General features: G+C 65.5%; 14 protein-coding genes and 1 riboswitch. Of the genes, 6 read left to right on the plus strand and 8 right to left on the minus strand.

The annotated features are described in order from the left end of the window. Nucleotides 1–9: 9 nt before the first annotated feature. The 3 genes from VSR72_RS19990 to VSR72_RS20000 form a co-directional block, all read right to left on the minus strand. Nucleotides 10–1,122 (minus strand): PhoH family protein, encoded by a 1,113-nt coding sequence (locus VSR72_RS19990; RefSeq protein WP_342954075.1) that lies wholly within the window; start codon nt 1,120–1,122, stop codon nt 10–12. Nucleotides 1,123–1,172: 50 nt separating this feature from the next. Beyond that, the gene (gene miaB / locus VSR72_RS19995) at nt 1,173–2,546 is read right to left on the minus strand and encodes a tRNA (N6-isopentenyl adenosine(37)-C2)-methylthiotransferase MiaB (protein WP_342954076.1); all 1,374 of its coding nucleotides are present in this window, start codon (nt 2,544–2,546) and stop codon (nt 1,173–1,175) included. A gap of 254 nt (nt 2,547–2,800) precedes the next feature. Then, complete coding sequence (locus VSR72_RS20000; protein WP_342954177.1) at nt 2,801–3,784, minus strand: LysR family transcriptional regulator; 984 nt, start codon at nt 3,782–3,784, stop codon at nt 2,801–2,803. A gap of 115 nt (nt 3,785–3,899) precedes the next feature. Here VSR72_RS20000 and VSR72_RS20005 point away from each other — a divergent pair, with 115 nt between their 5' ends. The 4 genes from VSR72_RS20005 (at nt 3,900) to ribB (ending at nt 7,636) form a co-directional block, all read left to right on the plus strand. Continuing rightward, nucleotides 3,900–4,304, plus strand: a complete 405-nt coding sequence (locus tag VSR72_RS20005; RefSeq protein ID WP_342954077.1) for a VOC family protein — start codon at nt 3,900–3,902, stop codon at nt 4,302–4,304. A 43-nt stretch (nt 4,305–4,347) separates the two neighbouring features. Beyond that, nucleotides 4,348–5,535, plus strand: coding sequence for an MFS transporter (locus tag VSR72_RS20010; protein WP_342954078.1), 1,188 nt, complete (start codon nt 4,348–4,350; stop codon nt 5,533–5,535). A 177-nt stretch (nt 5,536–5,712) separates the two neighbouring features. Beyond that, nucleotides 5,713–6,444, plus strand: coding sequence for an XRE family transcriptional regulator (locus tag VSR72_RS20015; RefSeq protein WP_342954079.1), 732 nt, complete (start codon nt 5,713–5,715; stop codon nt 6,442–6,444). 134 nt (nt 6,445–6,578) lie between these two features. Continuing rightward, nucleotides 6,579–6,752, plus strand: a riboswitch (FMN riboswitch). Between the two features lie 164 nt (nt 6,753–6,916). Further along, a complete protein-coding gene (ribB, locus tag VSR72_RS20020; RefSeq protein ID WP_342954080.1) occupies nt 6,917–7,636 on the plus strand; it encodes a 3,4-dihydroxy-2-butanone-4-phosphate synthase in 720 nt (239 codons plus the stop codon). Nucleotides 7,637–7,726: 90 nt separating this feature from the next. Here the strand turns inward: ribB and VSR72_RS20025 are convergent, their stop codons facing one another. Together VSR72_RS20025 and glpK are read right to left on the minus strand one after the other, a co-directional pair. Beyond that, nucleotides 7,727–8,413 (minus strand): HAD family hydrolase, encoded by a 687-nt coding sequence (locus tag VSR72_RS20025; RefSeq protein WP_342954081.1) that lies wholly within the window; start codon nt 8,411–8,413, stop codon nt 7,727–7,729. Nucleotides 8,414–8,545: 132 nt separating this feature from the next. Then, the gene (gene glpK, locus VSR72_RS20030) at nt 8,546–10,081 is read right to left on the minus strand and encodes a glycerol kinase GlpK (protein WP_342954082.1); all 1,536 of its coding nucleotides are present in this window, start codon (nt 10,079–10,081) and stop codon (nt 8,546–8,548) included. A 167-nt stretch (nt 10,082–10,248) separates the two neighbouring features. Here glpK and VSR72_RS20035 point away from each other — a divergent pair, with 167 nt between their 5' ends. Beyond that, nucleotides 10,249–10,626, plus strand: a complete 378-nt coding sequence (locus VSR72_RS20035) for a hypothetical protein (RefSeq protein ID WP_342954083.1) — start codon at nt 10,249–10,251, stop codon at nt 10,624–10,626. A 280-nt stretch (nt 10,627–10,906) separates the two neighbouring features. Here the strand turns inward: VSR72_RS20035 and VSR72_RS20040 are convergent, their stop codons facing one another. Beyond that, complete coding sequence (locus tag VSR72_RS20040; protein WP_028205977.1) at nt 10,907–11,104, minus strand: hypothetical protein; 198 nt, start codon at nt 11,102–11,104, stop codon at nt 10,907–10,909. A 628-nt stretch (nt 11,105–11,732) separates the two neighbouring features. Here VSR72_RS20040 and VSR72_RS20045 point away from each other — a divergent pair. Beyond that, entirely contained in the window at nt 11,733–12,566 is an 834-nt protein-coding gene (locus tag VSR72_RS20045; RefSeq protein ID WP_342954084.1) for a ferritin-like domain-containing protein, read from the plus strand. Between the two features lie 68 nt (nt 12,567–12,634). Here VSR72_RS20045 and VSR72_RS20050 read toward each other — a convergent pair whose 3' ends face one another. After that, on the minus strand, nt 12,635–14,287 hold the full coding sequence (locus VSR72_RS20050) for a DEAD/DEAH box helicase (protein ID WP_342954085.1): 1,653 nt from the start codon (nt 14,285–14,287) through the stop codon (nt 12,635–12,637). Nucleotides 14,288–14,544: 257 nt separating this feature from the next. Then, nucleotides 14,545–15,165, minus strand: a complete 621-nt coding sequence (locus tag VSR72_RS20055; protein WP_342954086.1) for a hemolysin III family protein — start codon at nt 15,163–15,165, stop codon at nt 14,545–14,547. Nucleotides 15,166–15,205: the final 40 nt, after the last annotated feature.

Consider the following 15,205-nt stretch of genomic DNA (forward strand, 5'->3'; position numbering starts at 1 on the left):
GCGGCGGCGTTACCGCCCGTCGCCCACGCCTTCGTCCTTTTTCGAATGCGCGTCGTAAGCTTCGACGATACGCGCGACGAGCGGATGGCGCACCACGTCGGCACTCGTGAAGTGCGTGACGGCGATGCCGCGCACGTTGGCGAGCACATGCTGCGCCTCGATCAGGCCGCTCTTGTGGCCGCGCGGCAAGTCGATCTGCGTGGTGTCGCCGGTCACAACTGCCTTCGAGCCGAAGCCGATACGCGTGAGGAACATCTTCATCTGCTCGGGCGTGGTGTTCTGCGCCTCGTCGAGAATGATGAACGCGTGATTGAGCGTACGTCCGCGCATGTAGGCGAGCGGCGCGATTTCAATCATCTGGCGCTCGAACATCTTCGCGGTCTTGTCGAAGCCGAGCAGATCGTACAGCGCGTCGTAGAGCGGACGCAGATACGGATCGACCTTCTGCGAGAGATCGCCCGGCAGGAAGCCGAGACGCTCGCCCGCTTCCACAGCGGGACGCGTGAGCACGATGCGCTTCACTTGATCGCGCTCGAGCGCGTCCACGGCGCAGGCCACGGCGAGATAGGTCTTACCGGTGCCCGCGGGCCCGATGCCGAACGTCACGTCGTGCGAGATGATTTGCTTGAGGTACTCGCGCTGTGCGGGCGTGCGCCCGCGCAGATCGGCGCGGCGCGTGTAGAGCTTCGGCCCGAGTTCCTCGACATCGACCCCATCGCGCGCGGGTTCGTCGAACGGATGATCGGGGTCGCCGCGAAAACGTGGGTCGATTTCAGAGGCGTCGTTGCTGCCGCCGTTGCCGCGCACGCCGCCGTTGCCGCGCGGATCGTTCGCCGAATTGCTGCCGAAGCTCGCAGGATGACGTGCTTCCACGAGCGCGAGTTGAATGTCGTCGACAGAAAGCGGATCGCGCGCCTGGTTGTAGAAGTTTTCGAGCGCCGCAAGCGCCAGCTTGGCGCCGCGCCCGCGAATCGTGATGCGATGGCCGCGTCGCGCGAGCGTCACGTCGAGCGCTTGCTCGATCTGCCGCAAGTTTTCGTCGAGCGGGCCGCAGAGGTTGGCGAGCCGCGCGTTGTCGTCGCGCGGCGCAGTGAATTCCAGATGCTGCTGATTGGGCTTCAAGGTGTCTCTGAACTCCTGAATTCCGATGCTGGTACGCGCTGAATGCGCTATTAATGCGCGAGCGTCGAAGCGTCTTCGTGCGCGAGCACGAGTTCGCCGCGCAGCGAGTGCGGGTACGCGTGGTTGATCTTCACGTCGATCATCTGGCCGATCAGGCGCGCGTGCGAAGCGAGCGGCGCCGGGAAGTTCACCACGCGGTTGTTCTGCGTGCGGCCCGACAGTTCGCTCGGGTCCTTGCGCGAAGGGCCTTCCACGAGAATGCGCTCGACCCGGCCGACCATCGACTGGCTGATGCGCGCCACGTTCTCTTCGATCGTGGCCTGCAGGTGCTGCAGGCGCTTGAGCTTCACTTCGCGCGGCGTGTCGTCTTCGAGATTCGCGGCGGGCGTACCCGGGCGCGGGCTGTAGATGAACGAGAAGCTCGTGTCGTAGCTCATCTCGTCGACGAGCGCCATCATCTTCGCGAAGTCCTCTTCGGTCTCGCCGGGGAAGCCGACGATGAAGTCCGTGGAGAGCGACAGGTCCGGGCGGATCGCGCGCAGCTTGCGGATGATCGACTTGTATTCGAGCACGGTGTAGCCGCGCTTCATCGCCATGAGCACGCGGTCCGAGCCGTGCTGCACCGGCAGGTGCAAGTGGCTCACGAGCTTGGGCACCTTGGCGTAGGTGTCGATCAGGCGCTGCGTGAATTCCTTCGGGTGCGAAGTCGTGTAGCGAATGCGCTCGATGCCGGGGATCTCGGCGACGTATTCGATCAACGTGGCGAAGTCGGCGACGTCGTGTGCGCCATTCGTGAGCGCGCCGCGATAGGCGTTCACGTTCTGGCCGAGCAGCGTGACTTCACGTACGCCCTGGTCGGCGAGACCGGCGATTTCGGTGAGCACGTCGTCGAGCGGACGCGAGACTTCCTCGCCGCGCGTGTAAGGCACGACGCAGTAGCTGCAGTATTTCGAGCAACCTTCCATGATCGAGACGAATGCGCTCGGGCCTTCCACGCGCGCGGGCGGCAGATGGTCGAACTTCTCGATTTCAGGGAAGCTGATGTCTACCTGCGCGCGGCCCGAGGCGCGGCGCGCGTCGATCATCTGCGGCAGGCGGTGCAGTGTTTGCGGGCCGAACACGAGGTCCACATACGGTGCGCGCGCGACGATCGCCGCGCCTTCCTGGCTCGCCACGCAGCCGCCCACGCCGATCAGCAGGTTCGGATTCGCTTCCTTCAGCTCGCGCACGCGGCCGAGGTCGGAGAAGACCTTCTCCTGGGCCTTTTCGCGCACCGAGCAGGTGTTGAAGAGAATGACGTCCGCGTCTTCCGGGGTGTCGGTCTTCACGAGGCCTTCGGCGGCGCCAAGTACGTCGACCATCTTGTCGGAGTCGTACTCGTTCATCTGGCAGCCAAAGGTCTTTACATAAACTTTCTTGGTCATCGGGTTTCGCCGTTCGCAGTGGTTGACCTGGGGGCGTCGTCCGCTTGATGCACGCGCTTGAGGCGCGGTTCGCACGTCAGGACTACGGTGTTTTAAGGGGCCGAATCAGGGTGCGGCGAAGCCGGCTATGGAGCGGCTTGGCATCCTGTTCCTGGCATTGCGTTGGGGACGGTCCGCTTTGCTTTTCGCTTCTTTTTGCCGACGCATTTGCCTATGCTCATGCGTCTGCGGATCGCTTTCTGCGCAATCCAACATTATATCCGTTTGCGTCTGTGGCTTTGCGTCGCTTCGGCAGGATCCGTGCAGGGCACGAGCGCTTCCAGCTCGCCCGAAGTCTGCGCGAAGCGCTCGGTGAGGAAATCGAGCAGCGCCCGCACGCGTGGCGCGAGAAAGCGGTTGCGGTGATAGAGCGCGTGCAGCGGCGCGTCGGGGTAGCGCCACTCGGGCATCACCGTCTTGAGCCGGCCGGCGCGCAGATCGTCTGCTACATCCCAGATCGACTTCACCGCGAGGCCGTAGCCGCACAGCGCCCACTGCCGTGCCACTTCGCCATCGGTGGATTCGAGCGCGCCGTCGAGCGGCACCGTGTAGGTCTGCGTTTCGGTCTGCGATCCGCCGCCGCGCGTGAAGCGCCATTCGTTCACCGGCCCCGCCGCCGAGCCGATCACGATGCAGTCGAAACGGGCCAGATCGTTCGGCTCGCGCGGTTCGCCGCAGCGCGCGAGGTACTCGGGCGAGGCGCACAGAACACGGCGGTTCGGCGCGAGCCAGCGCGCCACGAGCGAGCTGTCCTGCGGCGTGCCGAAACGGATCGCCAGATCGATGTCTTCGAGCACGAGGTTCGAGAGCGAGTCGGTCAGCATCAGCGCGAAACGCACGTCGGGGTAGAGGCTGCGGAATTCGTCGAGCCAGGTCATCAGCAAATTGCGGCCGAAATCCGAGGTCGCCGAAATGCGCACCTTGCCGCGCACCGCGTTCTGGCCCTCCTGCAAGGCCGCCTTGGCGTCGTCGAGCGAGCGCAGCGCGTGCTCGCTGCAGGTGAGGTAGACGCGGCCTTCGTCAGTGAGGCGCAATTGACGGGTAGTGCGGTCGAACAGACGCGCATGCAGCTCCGCTTCGAGCCGCGCGAGCCGGGCGCTGGCCGCCGCGGGCGTGAGGCCGAGCTTGCGGCCCGCCGCAGAAAGGCTGCCGAGGCGTGCGGCCTCCACGAAAAGGCGAACGTCGCCGAGGTTGTCCATCGCGCGATTATTAGAAAGCAATTGAAAATGATTCAAATGCTACGCCAATTATCAAATTTGAGCGCAGCCGCGACAATGCGCCTGTTTTCAGGACAACCGCCTCGGCCCGCACGCCATGCAACTCGATCACGTCACCCTCGTCACGCCCGACCTCGAAGGCACATGCCGCTTTTTTCACGACATCGTCGGCCTCGAAGACGGCCCGCGTCCGCCGTTTCGTGTGGACGGTCACTGGCTCTATGCGAACGGCCGCCCGGTCGTCCATCTGGTCGATGCAACCTTGCCCGCGCGGTTGTCGGGCGGATCGTCCGCGCTCGTGGCGCCGCGCATCGACCACGTCGCGTTTCGCGTGGCGCCCGGCGACGAGTGGCGTGCGCTCGTCGAGCGGCTTGCCGAGCATCGCGTGCCGTACCAGCAGGCCGAGGTGCCCGCGAGCGCGGAAGTGCAGCTTTTCGTTGCGCTTGCGCCGGGTGTCGTCGTCGAGTTCGTGACGTCGATGCCCGCTGGCGCGGCGGTTTGATTCCCCAAGTAATTCCAATCCAGGCTGATTTTCGGAGATTGCGATGCCTATCCCCTTGCTCGCGCTGGCCATCAGCGCCTTTGCCATCGGCACCACCGAGTTCCTCATCATGGGCCTCTTGCCCGACGTCGCGCGCGATCTGCACGTGACGATTCCCGCCGCGGGCCTGCTCGTGACCGGCTATGCGCTCGGCGTGGCAGCCGGCGCGCCGCTGCTCGCCGCGCTCACGAGCCGCATGCCGCGCAAGCTCGCGCTGCAACTGTTGATGGCCGTGTTCATCGTCGGCAACGTGATGTGCGCCGTCGCGTCGAACTATTCGCTGCTGATGGTCGCGCGCGTCGTGGCTTCGTTCGCGCACGGCTCGTTCTTCGGCATCGGCGCCGTGGTGGCCGCCTCGCTCGTGCCGCAGGAAAAGCGGGCGAGCGCCATTGCGCTGATGTTCACCGGGCTCACGCTCGCCACCGTGCTGGGTGTGCCGTTCGGCACGGCCATCGGCCAGCAGTTCGGCTGGCGCGTGGCGTTCTGGATCGTGAGCGGCTTTGGCGTGATTTCGCTGATCGGCGTGACCGCGCTGGTTCCCAACCATCACGACAGCGGCCCGGCAGGACTCGGCCACGAAGTGCGTGTGCTGCGCGACCCGCAGGTGTGGCTCGCGCTCGGCATGACGGTGTTGGGCTTTGGCGGCGTGTTTGTCGTGTTCACCTATATCGCGCCGATTCTCGAACAGGTGGGCGGCTTCTCGCCGCGCGGCGTGACGCTGATGCTCGTGCTGTTCGGCGTCGGCCTCACGCTTGGCAACACGCTGGGCGGCAAGCTCGCGGACCGCGCGTTGATGCCTTCCCTCATGGGCATTCTCGTGGTGCTCGCCGTGGTCATGGCCATCTTCACGAAGACGAGCCACGCCATGTGGCCAGCCGCGATCACCGTGTTCGTGTGGGGTATCGCCGCGTTCGCGACCGTGCCGCCGTTGCAGATGCGTGTGGTCGCGAAGGCCGCGGCGGCGCCGAATCTCGCCTCGACGCTGAACATCGGCGCGTTCAATGTCGGCAACGCAATGGGCGCGTGGATGGGCGGTCTCGCCATTGCGCATGGCGTGGCGCTCGACTCGCTGCCGTGGGTGGCCGCGGCGGTTTCGGTGGCGGCGCTCGTGCTCACATGGGCGGCGGCGCGGCTCGACACGCGCAACGCACCGGTGCGCAATGCGAGCGTGGCGGCGCGGCAGAACACGTGAGCGTCTTATGAGGCCAATGCGCCTTATGCGCAGGGCGCGAAAGCAATCCCGGATTCGCGCTCTGCAATGCTGATAACAGTGTGAAGATAACTTCGTTGGGCGCGGCAAATCGCGATGCTAGTCTTGCCTCCATTCATGCTCTTGCGCCGCAATCAAGCGGCGCGCCCGGAGGCAGCCATGCATTCACCTCTCGCGCTCGTGCGCGATGTACAGCCCAATATTGCGCACACCGAAGCATCTTTCGAAGCGCTCGAGCATCTCGTCGGCGTGAACCTCGCCCGCCTGCGCGCCGAGCGCCAGCTTTCGCTCGATGCGCTCGCACGCGCCTCGGGTGTTTCGCGCGCGATGCTCGCTCAGGTCGAGTCGGCGCGCAGCGTGCCGTCGATCAAGGTGCTGTGCAAGGTGGCGGCGGCGCTCAAGGTTTCGGTCTCGGCGTTTCTGCGGCGCCACGCCGTGAACGGCTTCGAGCATTTGCCCGCCGAGCGCGCGTCGCGCCTCGTTTCCGCCGATGGCCGTTATTCGGCGCGTGCGCTTTATCCGGAAGGGGAGCCCGCCGCCGCGGAGTTTCACGAACTGCGCATCGCGCCGCTGCACACCGAGCCCGGCGTGCGCCGCGCGCCCGGTACAACGGTGAACCTCGTGGTGAGCGAGGGCACGCTCGAAGTGAGCGTGCACGATCGGCGGCAACTGCTCGCCACCGGCGACGCGATCGTATTCGACGCCGACCAGCCGCACAGCCTGCGCAACCCCGGCGACACCGAAGCACGCGTGTTTCGCGTGACGCTCAACGCCGAGACGCCGCCGCGCTGGGACGTGCCCGCCGCGCCGGCTGGCGGCGAGGTTGCATCGGCAGTCGAAGCGGTCAGGGCGGTGGATGCGGTCGCAAACGTGGCGCCGCAGCCGGCATGAGCCGTGCTGGGTCTCGCGTGCCGATGCGGCATCGCACAAAGCCCGTTTCGAGAAAATTGTCTAGTCGTACTTTTTCGCGCTGCACGGTTGCGCAGCCTGTTGTATCCTTTGCCCGCCGGTTGATCCGGTAATCAGTGCGTCTTCAGGGCGGGGTGTAATTCCCCACCGGCGGTATGCCGGCCGTGCCGAAAGGCCTGGCCGACGAGCCCGCGAGCGCCTGCGCGAGCCTCATTGTGTCGTGCGCAGGGTCAGCAGATCTGGTGCGAAGCCAGAGCCGACGGTCATAGTCCGGATGAAAGAAGATGTGCAGATGGTCATGTTTGCCCATCCGCCGCGGCGTTTCGGCCGATGTGCGTGTGTCCCCATTTTGGGGGCGTACCGCATGTCTGCCGAATGGCGTGTGCCGGGGATTCCTGTCTGTTTGCAATGCCCTGAAACGTTTTTCGCCTAACTCTTGCGAGGAGCGTTTCACATGTCCCTTACTGCTAATACTTCATCCCTTGGCGCGCCGCTCGACGCCGCCGCCGATCTCCCGTTCATCGATTCCGAGCCGGTACCCCCGCGCATCGCCGCCGCGTTGCAAGCCATGCGCGAAGGCCGCCCGGTCGTGCTGCAGGACGACCACGACCGCGAGGACGAGGCCGACCTGATCGTCGCCGCCGAACGCCTCACGCCTGAAACGATGGCGCTTTTCATCCGCGAATGCAGCGGCATCGTGTGCCTGTGCCTCTCCGACGAAAAAGTGCGCGCGCTCGAACTGCCGCCGATGGTGGCCCACAACGAGAGCCGCAACCGCACCGCGTTCACGGTCTCGATCGAAGCGCGCGACGGCGTGAGCACGGGCGTTTCGGCCGCCGACCGCGTGACGACGATCCGCGCTGCGATCGCCCCGAACGCGAAGCCTGCCGATATCGTGCGCCCCGGCCACGTATTTCCGCTGCGCGCGCAGCGGGGCGGCGTGCTGGCGCGCCGCGGCCATACGGAAGGCACCGTCGATCTGGCGGTGCTCGCGGGCCTCGCGCCCGCTGGCGTGCTGTGTGAGCTGATGAACCCGGATGGCACGATGGCGCGCGGCAAGCAGGTCGACGACTTCGCGAAGCTGCACAACCTGCCGATCCTCTCGATTGCCGAGCTGGTGGCGTTCCGCGAGTCGCTCGCCGTAGCGCGCGAGCGTTGTGCCGAACCGGCCTGAGGCGCTGAAGTAGCGTGGTGAAAAATGAGGCGCCGATGGGCGCCTCGTTTCGTTTTCTTCGCGGCTGGTGCACCTGTTGGGCGCGCTGCCTTACGACTGCACGTCGCCGAATTCGCCGCGCACGCCGGCCTCGACGAGCGCAGGCAGTTCCTCCATGTGCGCCATGATGCGCGTGATGCCCATCTCGCGCAGCACGTCGGCGTAGCCCGAAGGAATGTGGCTCGCGCCCACGAACGCAATCGTCTTCATGCCCGCCGCGCGCGCGGCGTTCAAACCCGAAATGCTGTCCTCGACGACGATGCAGCGCGCCGGCTCCACGCCGAGCTGCTTCGCCGCGTGCAGGTAGACATCCGGATAAGGCTTGGGCCGCGCGACCTGCTCGGCGCTGAAGATGCGCTCGCCGAAGATCGTATCGAGCCCGGCGCGCCGTACCGAAGCGTGCACGCGCGTGAGCCGGCTGTTCGAAACGACGGCGGCAGGAAGCGTCACCTGGCGCAAGGCGTCGCGCACGCCGTTGATCGGACTCACCGAATCGGCAATGGCGGCTTCGCAACGATGTTCGATGGTCTCGAGAAAGTCTTCGGGCATCGTGAGGTCGAAGCGGGCGGCCACGTCGGCGAGAAAGCGCGAGGTTTGCTGGCCGAACGCCGCATTCACGGCGGCGTGAAAATCGATGCCGGGAAAGGTGCTGCTGAGCGTTTCGAACAGAACGCGGTCGGCGATGACTTCGCTGTCGACGAGCACGCCGTCACAGTCGCAGATGAGATGGTCGATCATGCGTGAAACGAGAGGCCGGGCAGCGCAGGGCTTGGGGCCGTGTGCGCCTGAGCCAGGCAGGCGGGAGGGTGGAAACCCCCAATCATACGTGCTTTTGCTTTTTGGACGCAGCGCATTCGCGGGCCGCCGGGCTCAGCCGTCGTGCGCTGCGTTTGCCTCGCCGGCGTCGGCCCACGCTTTTGCCGCGCCGATCGCGCGTTGCCAGCCGGCCAGGCGCCTTGCAACATCGTCGCGCGGCATGGTGGGCATGAAGCGGCGCTCGAGGCTCCAATGCTGCTGGAGTTCGTCGATATCGCGCCAGAACCCCACCGCGAGCCCGGCCAGATATCCCGCGCCCAGTGCAGTGCTCTCGCTCGAGCGCGGCCGCAACACATTCACGCCCAGCAGATCGGTTTGAAACTGCATGAGCAGATCGTTTTTGCTCGCGCCGCCATCCACGCGCAGCTCGCTCACGCGCATGCCGGAATCGGCTTCCATGGCGGCAAGGACATCGAACGATTGGTACGCGATGGATTCGAGTGCCGCGCGTGCGATATGCGCCGCGGTCGTGCCGCGTGTGACGCCGAACAACGTGCCACGCGCGTGCGCGTTCCAGTGCGGCGCGCCGAGCCCGGCGAATGCGGGCACAAGGTACACGCCGTCGCTGTGCGGCACGCTGGCCGCGAGCGATTCGATTTCCGCGGCGCTGCGAATGATGCCGAGTCCGTCGCGCAGCCATTGCACCACGGCGCCTGCGATAAAGATGCTGCCCTCCAGCGCGTATTGCGTTTGCCCGAGCGCTTGCCACGCGATGGTGGTGACGAGGTTGTGGCTCGACTCGATTGGCTGTGCGCCGGTATTCATCACGAGAAAGCAGCCGGTGCCGTAGGTGTTCTTCACCATGCCGGGCTGCAGGCACATCTGCCCGAAGAGCGCCGCGTGCTGGTCGCCTGCTACGCCCGCAAGCGGGATTTCGGCCGCGAAGAGCGACGCTGCCGTGCGCGCGTAGACCTCCGACGACGAACGCACCTCCGGCAGCATGCTGCGTGGGATGTCGAAGAGCGCGAGCAGGTCGTCGTCCCAGCGCAGCGTATGGATGTCGAAGAGCATCGTGCGCGCGGCGTTGGTGACGTCGGTGGCGTGCAGCGCGCCTCGCGTGAAGTGCCACAGCAGCCAGCTGTCCACGGTTCCGAACGCGAGCCGCCCGCCGCGTGCTTTTTCGCGCGCGCCCTCGACATGATCGAGAATCCAGCGGATTTTCGTGGCCGAAAAGTACGCATCGATCGGCAGGCCGGTTTTCGCGCGCACCGTCGGCTCGAGGCCGCTCGCTTTGAGTTCGTCGCAATAGCCGGCTGTGCGGCGGTCCTGCCAGACGATGGCGTTGTACACGGGCTGACCCGTTGCACGTTCCCACACGATGGTCGTTTCGCGCTGGTTCGTGATGCCGATGCCCGCAATCGCGGCAGCCCCGACGCCCGCGCGCGTGAGCGCCTCCGCCGCGACGCCTGCCTGGCTCGACCAGATATCGCGCGGGTCATGCTCGACCCAGCCGGGCCGCGGGTAAAGCTGCGCGAACTCTTTCTGCGCGAGCGCGGCGATTGTGCCGCTGCGCTCGAGCAGCAGGGCGCGTGAACTCGTCGTGCCCTGGTCCAGCGCGAGGACGTACGACCCAGCGTGCGACTGAGGCATCGTGCAGTCTCCTTGGGAGGTCCGATACATCGAACCCAGCATAGCCCTAAAGCGAATTGCGCTCGACTCGGCCGAACGGCCAGGGTGCCGCTCGGGCGGCGCGGTGCGACAATAACCGCATCGTGATGAAGTCGTTCCAACCAGTCGAAAACGATAACGAGGCAATCATGCGTGGAATTGCGATGATCGGTGCGGCCGTGCTGCTCGCGGGGTGTCTGGGCGCGCCGCCGGGCCCGCAAGGCGGGGGGCGTGCACCGTCGCTCGCCGCTTTGCAGGAGATGTGCGGCGGCCAGGCGGTCGATTTCGGTGCGTATGCGCCGGGCGTCTACGCGGCGATGTTCGACGCCTGGGTCGCCAATCGGCGCGGCAGGCTGCCCCAGGACCAGTTTTGCGGCTTCCAGGCTCAGATCGCGCAGCAATACACCACGCTCGGCAAGAGCGGCAACGGGGAGGCGCGAGGCGAGTGGGTGAACTTCCTCAATGCACAGCGCGCGCAAGCGCTGAGCTGGCGGTCGGCGGTCGACCCCACGCTGCGAGCGGGGTAGGCGCGTAGAGGCGCGGCGGAGCGCGCGTGCATGGCACGCGTGGCGCGAGCCAAAACGCGCCGCGCGGGAGGGAATACGAACACGCAAAAAAATGGTCACGCGGGCATGAAGCGCGCGGGTCCGCGTGACCATGCACTGCAGGCGCGTACGTCTACTGCCGTGCGCCTGCATCGGGGACGTGCCCGACAAGCCGGGCTGGCGGACGACCCATGCGTCCGCGCAAATCGATAAAACTCAATGGAGCCTGTGGCTACGCGGGCGCTCGGCCCGCGGGATCAGGCTACGAACACCGTTTGATGGCGCGCAACGCAGAGTCGCCGATTTCGGTTAGTCGCCATTGCTGAAGGCCGGACGCAAGGCGCTCCAGTTGGACGAGCTGTCGTTCGAGCAAGGCGTCCAGTTCTTCTCGCTCCATGTCGAGCTGGTTGGGGGCGTCCTGTACTAGCAGCAGGGTGGCGAATTCATGCGGACTCAGCATCGTTCTCTCCGTGTTGCCGCATCAGAGGTCGCTGGTTGCGGCCCGCGGGGCGGCGCAGCGACAAACATGCGGTGGTGTGAGCGAAAGCCTGCGACCGTGCAGATCGAATGGCCGGAGGGACCGGCCGCCTCGACCGCCTGTGCGCGGTCAAAACGGCATCCAGCCCGGGATCTACCTCGGGGAACTGGAGTGTAGTCAACGCCGCTGCGTTGTACAAACCACGCCCCGAAAATTTTCCCTTTGACATTCGAGCTTGCACGCAGCGGTGGTGCGAGCCGTCCTGATTCGCGAAATTACTTGAGGTTCGTACCGCACCGCGTCACGCAGCGAGCGAATCCGGTTCGATCCGTTACGCATCAGGCGGGTAGCTCCCACGGGTATCGCGTCTGCGCCTCGGCCCGCGAGCGTCATATGACGTAATGGGGAGAAGCCGTCGACTCCCGGAACTGTGGGAGCCGGGCCCGGTCTGTGCTTAGTCGCTGCAGCTATGCGAAACAACGGCTAAGATGGAAATAGGGATGGCTGGTAATGCTCGTCACGCGTGACTGGCGCAGTTCGCCGGGCCTCGAGGCTTCCGGCCAGGCGCCGCGCGTCGTGAGCGTAATCGCCGCTTCGGGAGTAGGACACAATGCGTAACGACAACGAGCCTCGCCATGTGATGCCCTGGCGCATCGAAGACATCGATCTCACGCGTATCGACCGTCAACGTGCCGCGGCCAACGAAGACCTCATGCTGCTTCTCGCCGCCTCTTCGTTCATCGAAAGCGGTTCCGACCTTTACACCAGTAACCTGAACGTATTCTTCAACGGCGACCCCGAGGTCTCCGAGTGGCTCAACCGCGAATGGGAGCCCGAGGAGCTTCAGCATGGGCGCGCACTGAAGACGTACATCCAGTATGTGTGGCCCGAGTTCGACTGGGACGCGGCGTTTGCGACCTTCATCGAAGAGTATTCGAAGACCTGTTCGTTCGAGGAGTTCGAGAAAACGCGTGCGCTCGAAATGGTCGCGCGCTGCGTGGTGGAAACCGGCACCGCCACGCTCTACCGTGCGATCGGCGAGTACTCGGATGAGCCCGTGCTCAAGGAAATTACCGACAACATTCGCAGCGACGAAGTGCGCCATTACAAGCACTTTTTCCGCTATTTCAAGAAGTACAACCAGATAGAAGGGCACGGGCGTCTCGCCGTACTCGGCGCGCTCATGCGTCGCGTGATGGAGATCAAGAACGAGGATTCCGCGATCGCGCTGCGCCATGTGTACGCAGGCCGCTACCCCGACCGCGTGCGCGACGAAGCCTATAGTCGTGAGCTCACTGCGCGCGTGAACTCGCTGGTGCGCCACAATCTTTCCGCCGACATGTGCGTGAAGATGCTGCTCAAGCCGCTCAACCTGCCTGCGAAGATCCTGCCTGGCGTGCACTATCCGCTCGCGAAGATCACGCAACACGTCTTCTTCCGCTAGGGCGTCGGCGCGCGCGAAAACAAAAAGCCCGCTGCTAGAGCGGGCTTTTTCGTTTCCAGGCGATGAGATCAGCGATCGCGCTGGCCGTTGCCGTCGCGGCGCGAATTGCCGCCTGGGCGGCCGCCAAGCAGTGCGCCCGGATTGCCTTGCGGCTTGCGTTGTTGCGGGCGGCCCAGTGCGCTTTCGTGCGAAACGCCGCGCTGGCTTTCGCGACGCGTATGTTCGCCGCGCGCGCCTTGTGCGCCGTGATTTGCGCCTTGCTGTTTCACGGGCTTGGCAGTGCGCACGCCGCCGTTCGAGGCCGGCTTGGCCGGGCGTTGCCCGCCGTTGCCGCCGCCGTTGGCAGCATTAGCACGGTTGCCTTCGCGGCCACCGTCACGTCCACCTTCGCGGTTGCTATCACGGCCACCTTCGCGATTCCCGCCGCGCGGCTCACGCGATTCGCGTGCCTGCGCGGGCCGGCCGCCGTTCGCGGCATTCGCGCCATTCGACGCACCGCGGCCCTGTCCTTGCCCTTGTCCCTGGCGCGGCGAGCGGCCTTGCGGCTGGCTGCGGCGCTGGATCGGCTCGGGCTTCGCGTTCGGGTCCGGCTCGAAGCCCGGAATGACCTCTTGCGGCACCGCGCGCTTGATGAGCTTCTCGATGTCCTTGAGCAGTTGATGCTCGTCCACGCACACGAGCGACACGGCTTCGCCCGTCGCGCCCGCGCGGCCGGTGCGGCCGATGCGGTGCACGTAATCTTCGGGCACGTTCGGCAGATCGTAGTTGACGACGTGCGGCAACTGGTCGATATCGATCCCGCGCGCAGCGATGTCGGTCGCAACGAGCACCTGGAGCGTGCCGTCCTTGAACTCGCTCAAAGCGCGCGTGCGTGCCGACTGGCTCTTGTTGCCGTGAATTGCGAGGGCGCTGATGCCGTCCTTCGTGAGCTGCTCGGCGAGGCGGTTCGCGCCGTGCTTGGTGCGCGTGAACACGAGCACCTGGAACCAGTTGTGCTGGCGGATTAGATGCGTGAGCAGGTCGCGCTTGCGGTCGCGGTCGACGGGATAGATCCTCTGCGCCACGGTTTCGGCCGTGGTGTTGCGGCGTGCGACTTCGATGAGCGCGGGCGAGTCGAGCAGGCTGTCGGCGAGCGCCTTGATCTCGTCGGCGAAGGTGGCCGAGAAGAGCAGGTTCTGGCGCTTGGGCGGCAGCTTCGCGAGCACGCGCTTGATGTCGTGGATGAAGCCCATGTCGAGCATGCGGTCGGCTTCGTCGAGCACGAGAATCTCGAGCTGCGAGAGGTCGATCGTCTTTTGCTGCATGTGATCGAGCAGGCGCCCCGGCGTCGCGACCACGATATCCACGCCGCGCCTGAGCGCGTCGATTTGCGGATTGATGCCCACGCCGCCGAACATCACGGTGGATTTGAGCTTCAGATATTTGCCGTAGGCGCGCACGCTCTCTTCGACTTGCGCGGCGAGCTCACGCGTGGGCGTGAGGATCAGCGCGCGCACCACGCGCTTGCCATTCGCTGCCGGCGGCATGTCCGTGAGGCGTTGCAGGATCGGCAGCGTGAAGCCGGCGGTCTTGCCGGTGCCGGTTTGCGCGCCGGCGAGCAGGTCGCCGCCGCCGAGCACGGCGGGAATCGCTTGCGCCTGGATAGGCGTGGGCGTGGTGTACCCAAGTTCGTTGACTGCGCGGACCAGCGGTTCGGACAAGCCGAGAGAATCGAAAGACATAAACACCTGTTGTATTGCAGTAGCGCGGACGACGCTTCGCGGCCCGAGGGCGCGCTGCGCAGCCAAAGCGGTGTTGCCGGGTTCGAATGCGCCCGGTGAAGCCGCCTTTACGCGTTGTTCGGACGGCGCGCCAGTGCGCGCGCCGCGTTTTTTCTTCATGGAACGGACGGGTCTATCAAGACACGTCGTCTGGCGTTAAGTTGCATCGAGCGGCCGCGGACACTGCGGCGGCCGTGCGATGTCTTCGCATTGACGCGTCACGCGACGTAGCGCGCGACGCTCACGAATTGACAGACGCTCCCGGCGAGCACGAACAGATGCCAGATTCCATGTCCGTGCCGGATGCGCTCGTCATTGACGAAAAAATAAATACCGACGCTGTAAATGACGCCGCCGGCCAGCAACCACGCCGTGCCCGCGGCCGGCAAGGCTTCGACGAGCGGGCGAACCGCCACCACCGCGAGCCAGCCCATCACCACGTAGAGCACCATCGAAAGCACTCTCGTGCGCCGCCCGAGCGTGAGTTCCTGGACGATGCCGAGGACCGCGAGCCCCCAGCTCACGCCGAAGAGCGACCAGCCCCAAGGCCCGCGCAGCGTCACTAGCGTGAACGGAGTATAGCTTCCCGCGATGAGCAGATAGATCGCGGCATGGTCGCACTTTTGCAGCACCGCCTTCAGGCGTATGCCGCGCACGCCGTGATACAGCGTCGAGATCGTGTACAGCGCGCACAACATCGCCCCGTATACCGCAAAGCTCACGACCTTATACGCATCGTGATCCAGCGCCGCGAGCGTCACGAGCGAGACGAGGCCCGCTACCGACAACATCGCGCCCACGAGGTGAGTCATGCTGTTCAGACGCTCACCGGCGTGCATGACGACCACTCCTTCTTCTTCTTGAGCGCAACGCTCGCGG

The organism is Paraburkholderia sp. JHI869, from assembly GCF_038900775.1.
Classification (GTDB): domain Bacteria; phylum Pseudomonadota; class Gammaproteobacteria; order Burkholderiales; family Burkholderiaceae; genus Paraburkholderia.

What these genes read in the sequence shown, in the direction of transcription:
- glpK (WP_342954082.1), bottom strand. Translation starts at nt 10,081, where the DNA reads ATGCCTCAGTCGCACGCTGGGTCGTACGTCCTCGCGCTGGACCAGGGC.
- miaB (WP_342954076.1), bottom strand. Translation starts at nt 2,546, where the DNA reads ATGACCAAGAAAGTTTATGTAAAGACCTTTGGCTGCCAGATGAACGAG.
- VSR72_RS20035 (WP_342954083.1), top strand. Translation starts at nt 10,249, where the DNA reads ATGCGTGGAATTGCGATGATCGGTGCGGCCGTGCTGCTCGCGGGGTGT.
- VSR72_RS20055 (WP_342954086.1), bottom strand. Translation starts at nt 15,165, where the DNA reads ATGCACGCCGGTGAGCGTCTGAACAGCATGACTCACCTCGTGGGCGCG.
- VSR72_RS20010 (WP_342954078.1), top strand. Translation starts at nt 4,348, where the DNA reads ATGCCTATCCCCTTGCTCGCGCTGGCCATCAGCGCCTTTGCCATCGGC.
- VSR72_RS20045 (WP_342954084.1), top strand. Translation starts at nt 11,733, where the DNA reads ATGCGTAACGACAACGAGCCTCGCCATGTGATGCCCTGGCGCATCGAA.
- VSR72_RS20050 (WP_342954085.1), bottom strand. Translation starts at nt 14,287, where the DNA reads ATGTCTTTCGATTCTCTCGGCTTGTCCGAACCGCTGGTCCGCGCAGTC.
- ribB (WP_342954080.1), top strand. Translation starts at nt 6,917, where the DNA reads ATGTCCCTTACTGCTAATACTTCATCCCTTGGCGCGCCGCTCGACGCC.
- VSR72_RS20025 (WP_342954081.1), bottom strand. Translation starts at nt 8,413, where the DNA reads ATGATCGACCATCTCATCTGCGACTGTGACGGCGTGCTCGTCGACAGC.
- VSR72_RS20040 (WP_028205977.1), bottom strand. Translation starts at nt 11,104, where the DNA reads ATGCTGAGTCCGCATGAATTCGCCACCCTGCTGCTAGTACAGGACGCC.
- VSR72_RS20000 (WP_342954177.1), bottom strand. Translation starts at nt 3,784, where the DNA reads ATGGACAACCTCGGCGACGTTCGCCTTTTCGTGGAGGCCGCACGCCTC.
- VSR72_RS20015 (WP_342954079.1), top strand. Translation starts at nt 5,713, where the DNA reads ATGCATTCACCTCTCGCGCTCGTGCGCGATGTACAGCCCAATATTGCG.
- VSR72_RS20005 (WP_342954077.1), top strand. Translation starts at nt 3,900, where the DNA reads ATGCAACTCGATCACGTCACCCTCGTCACGCCCGACCTCGAAGGCACA.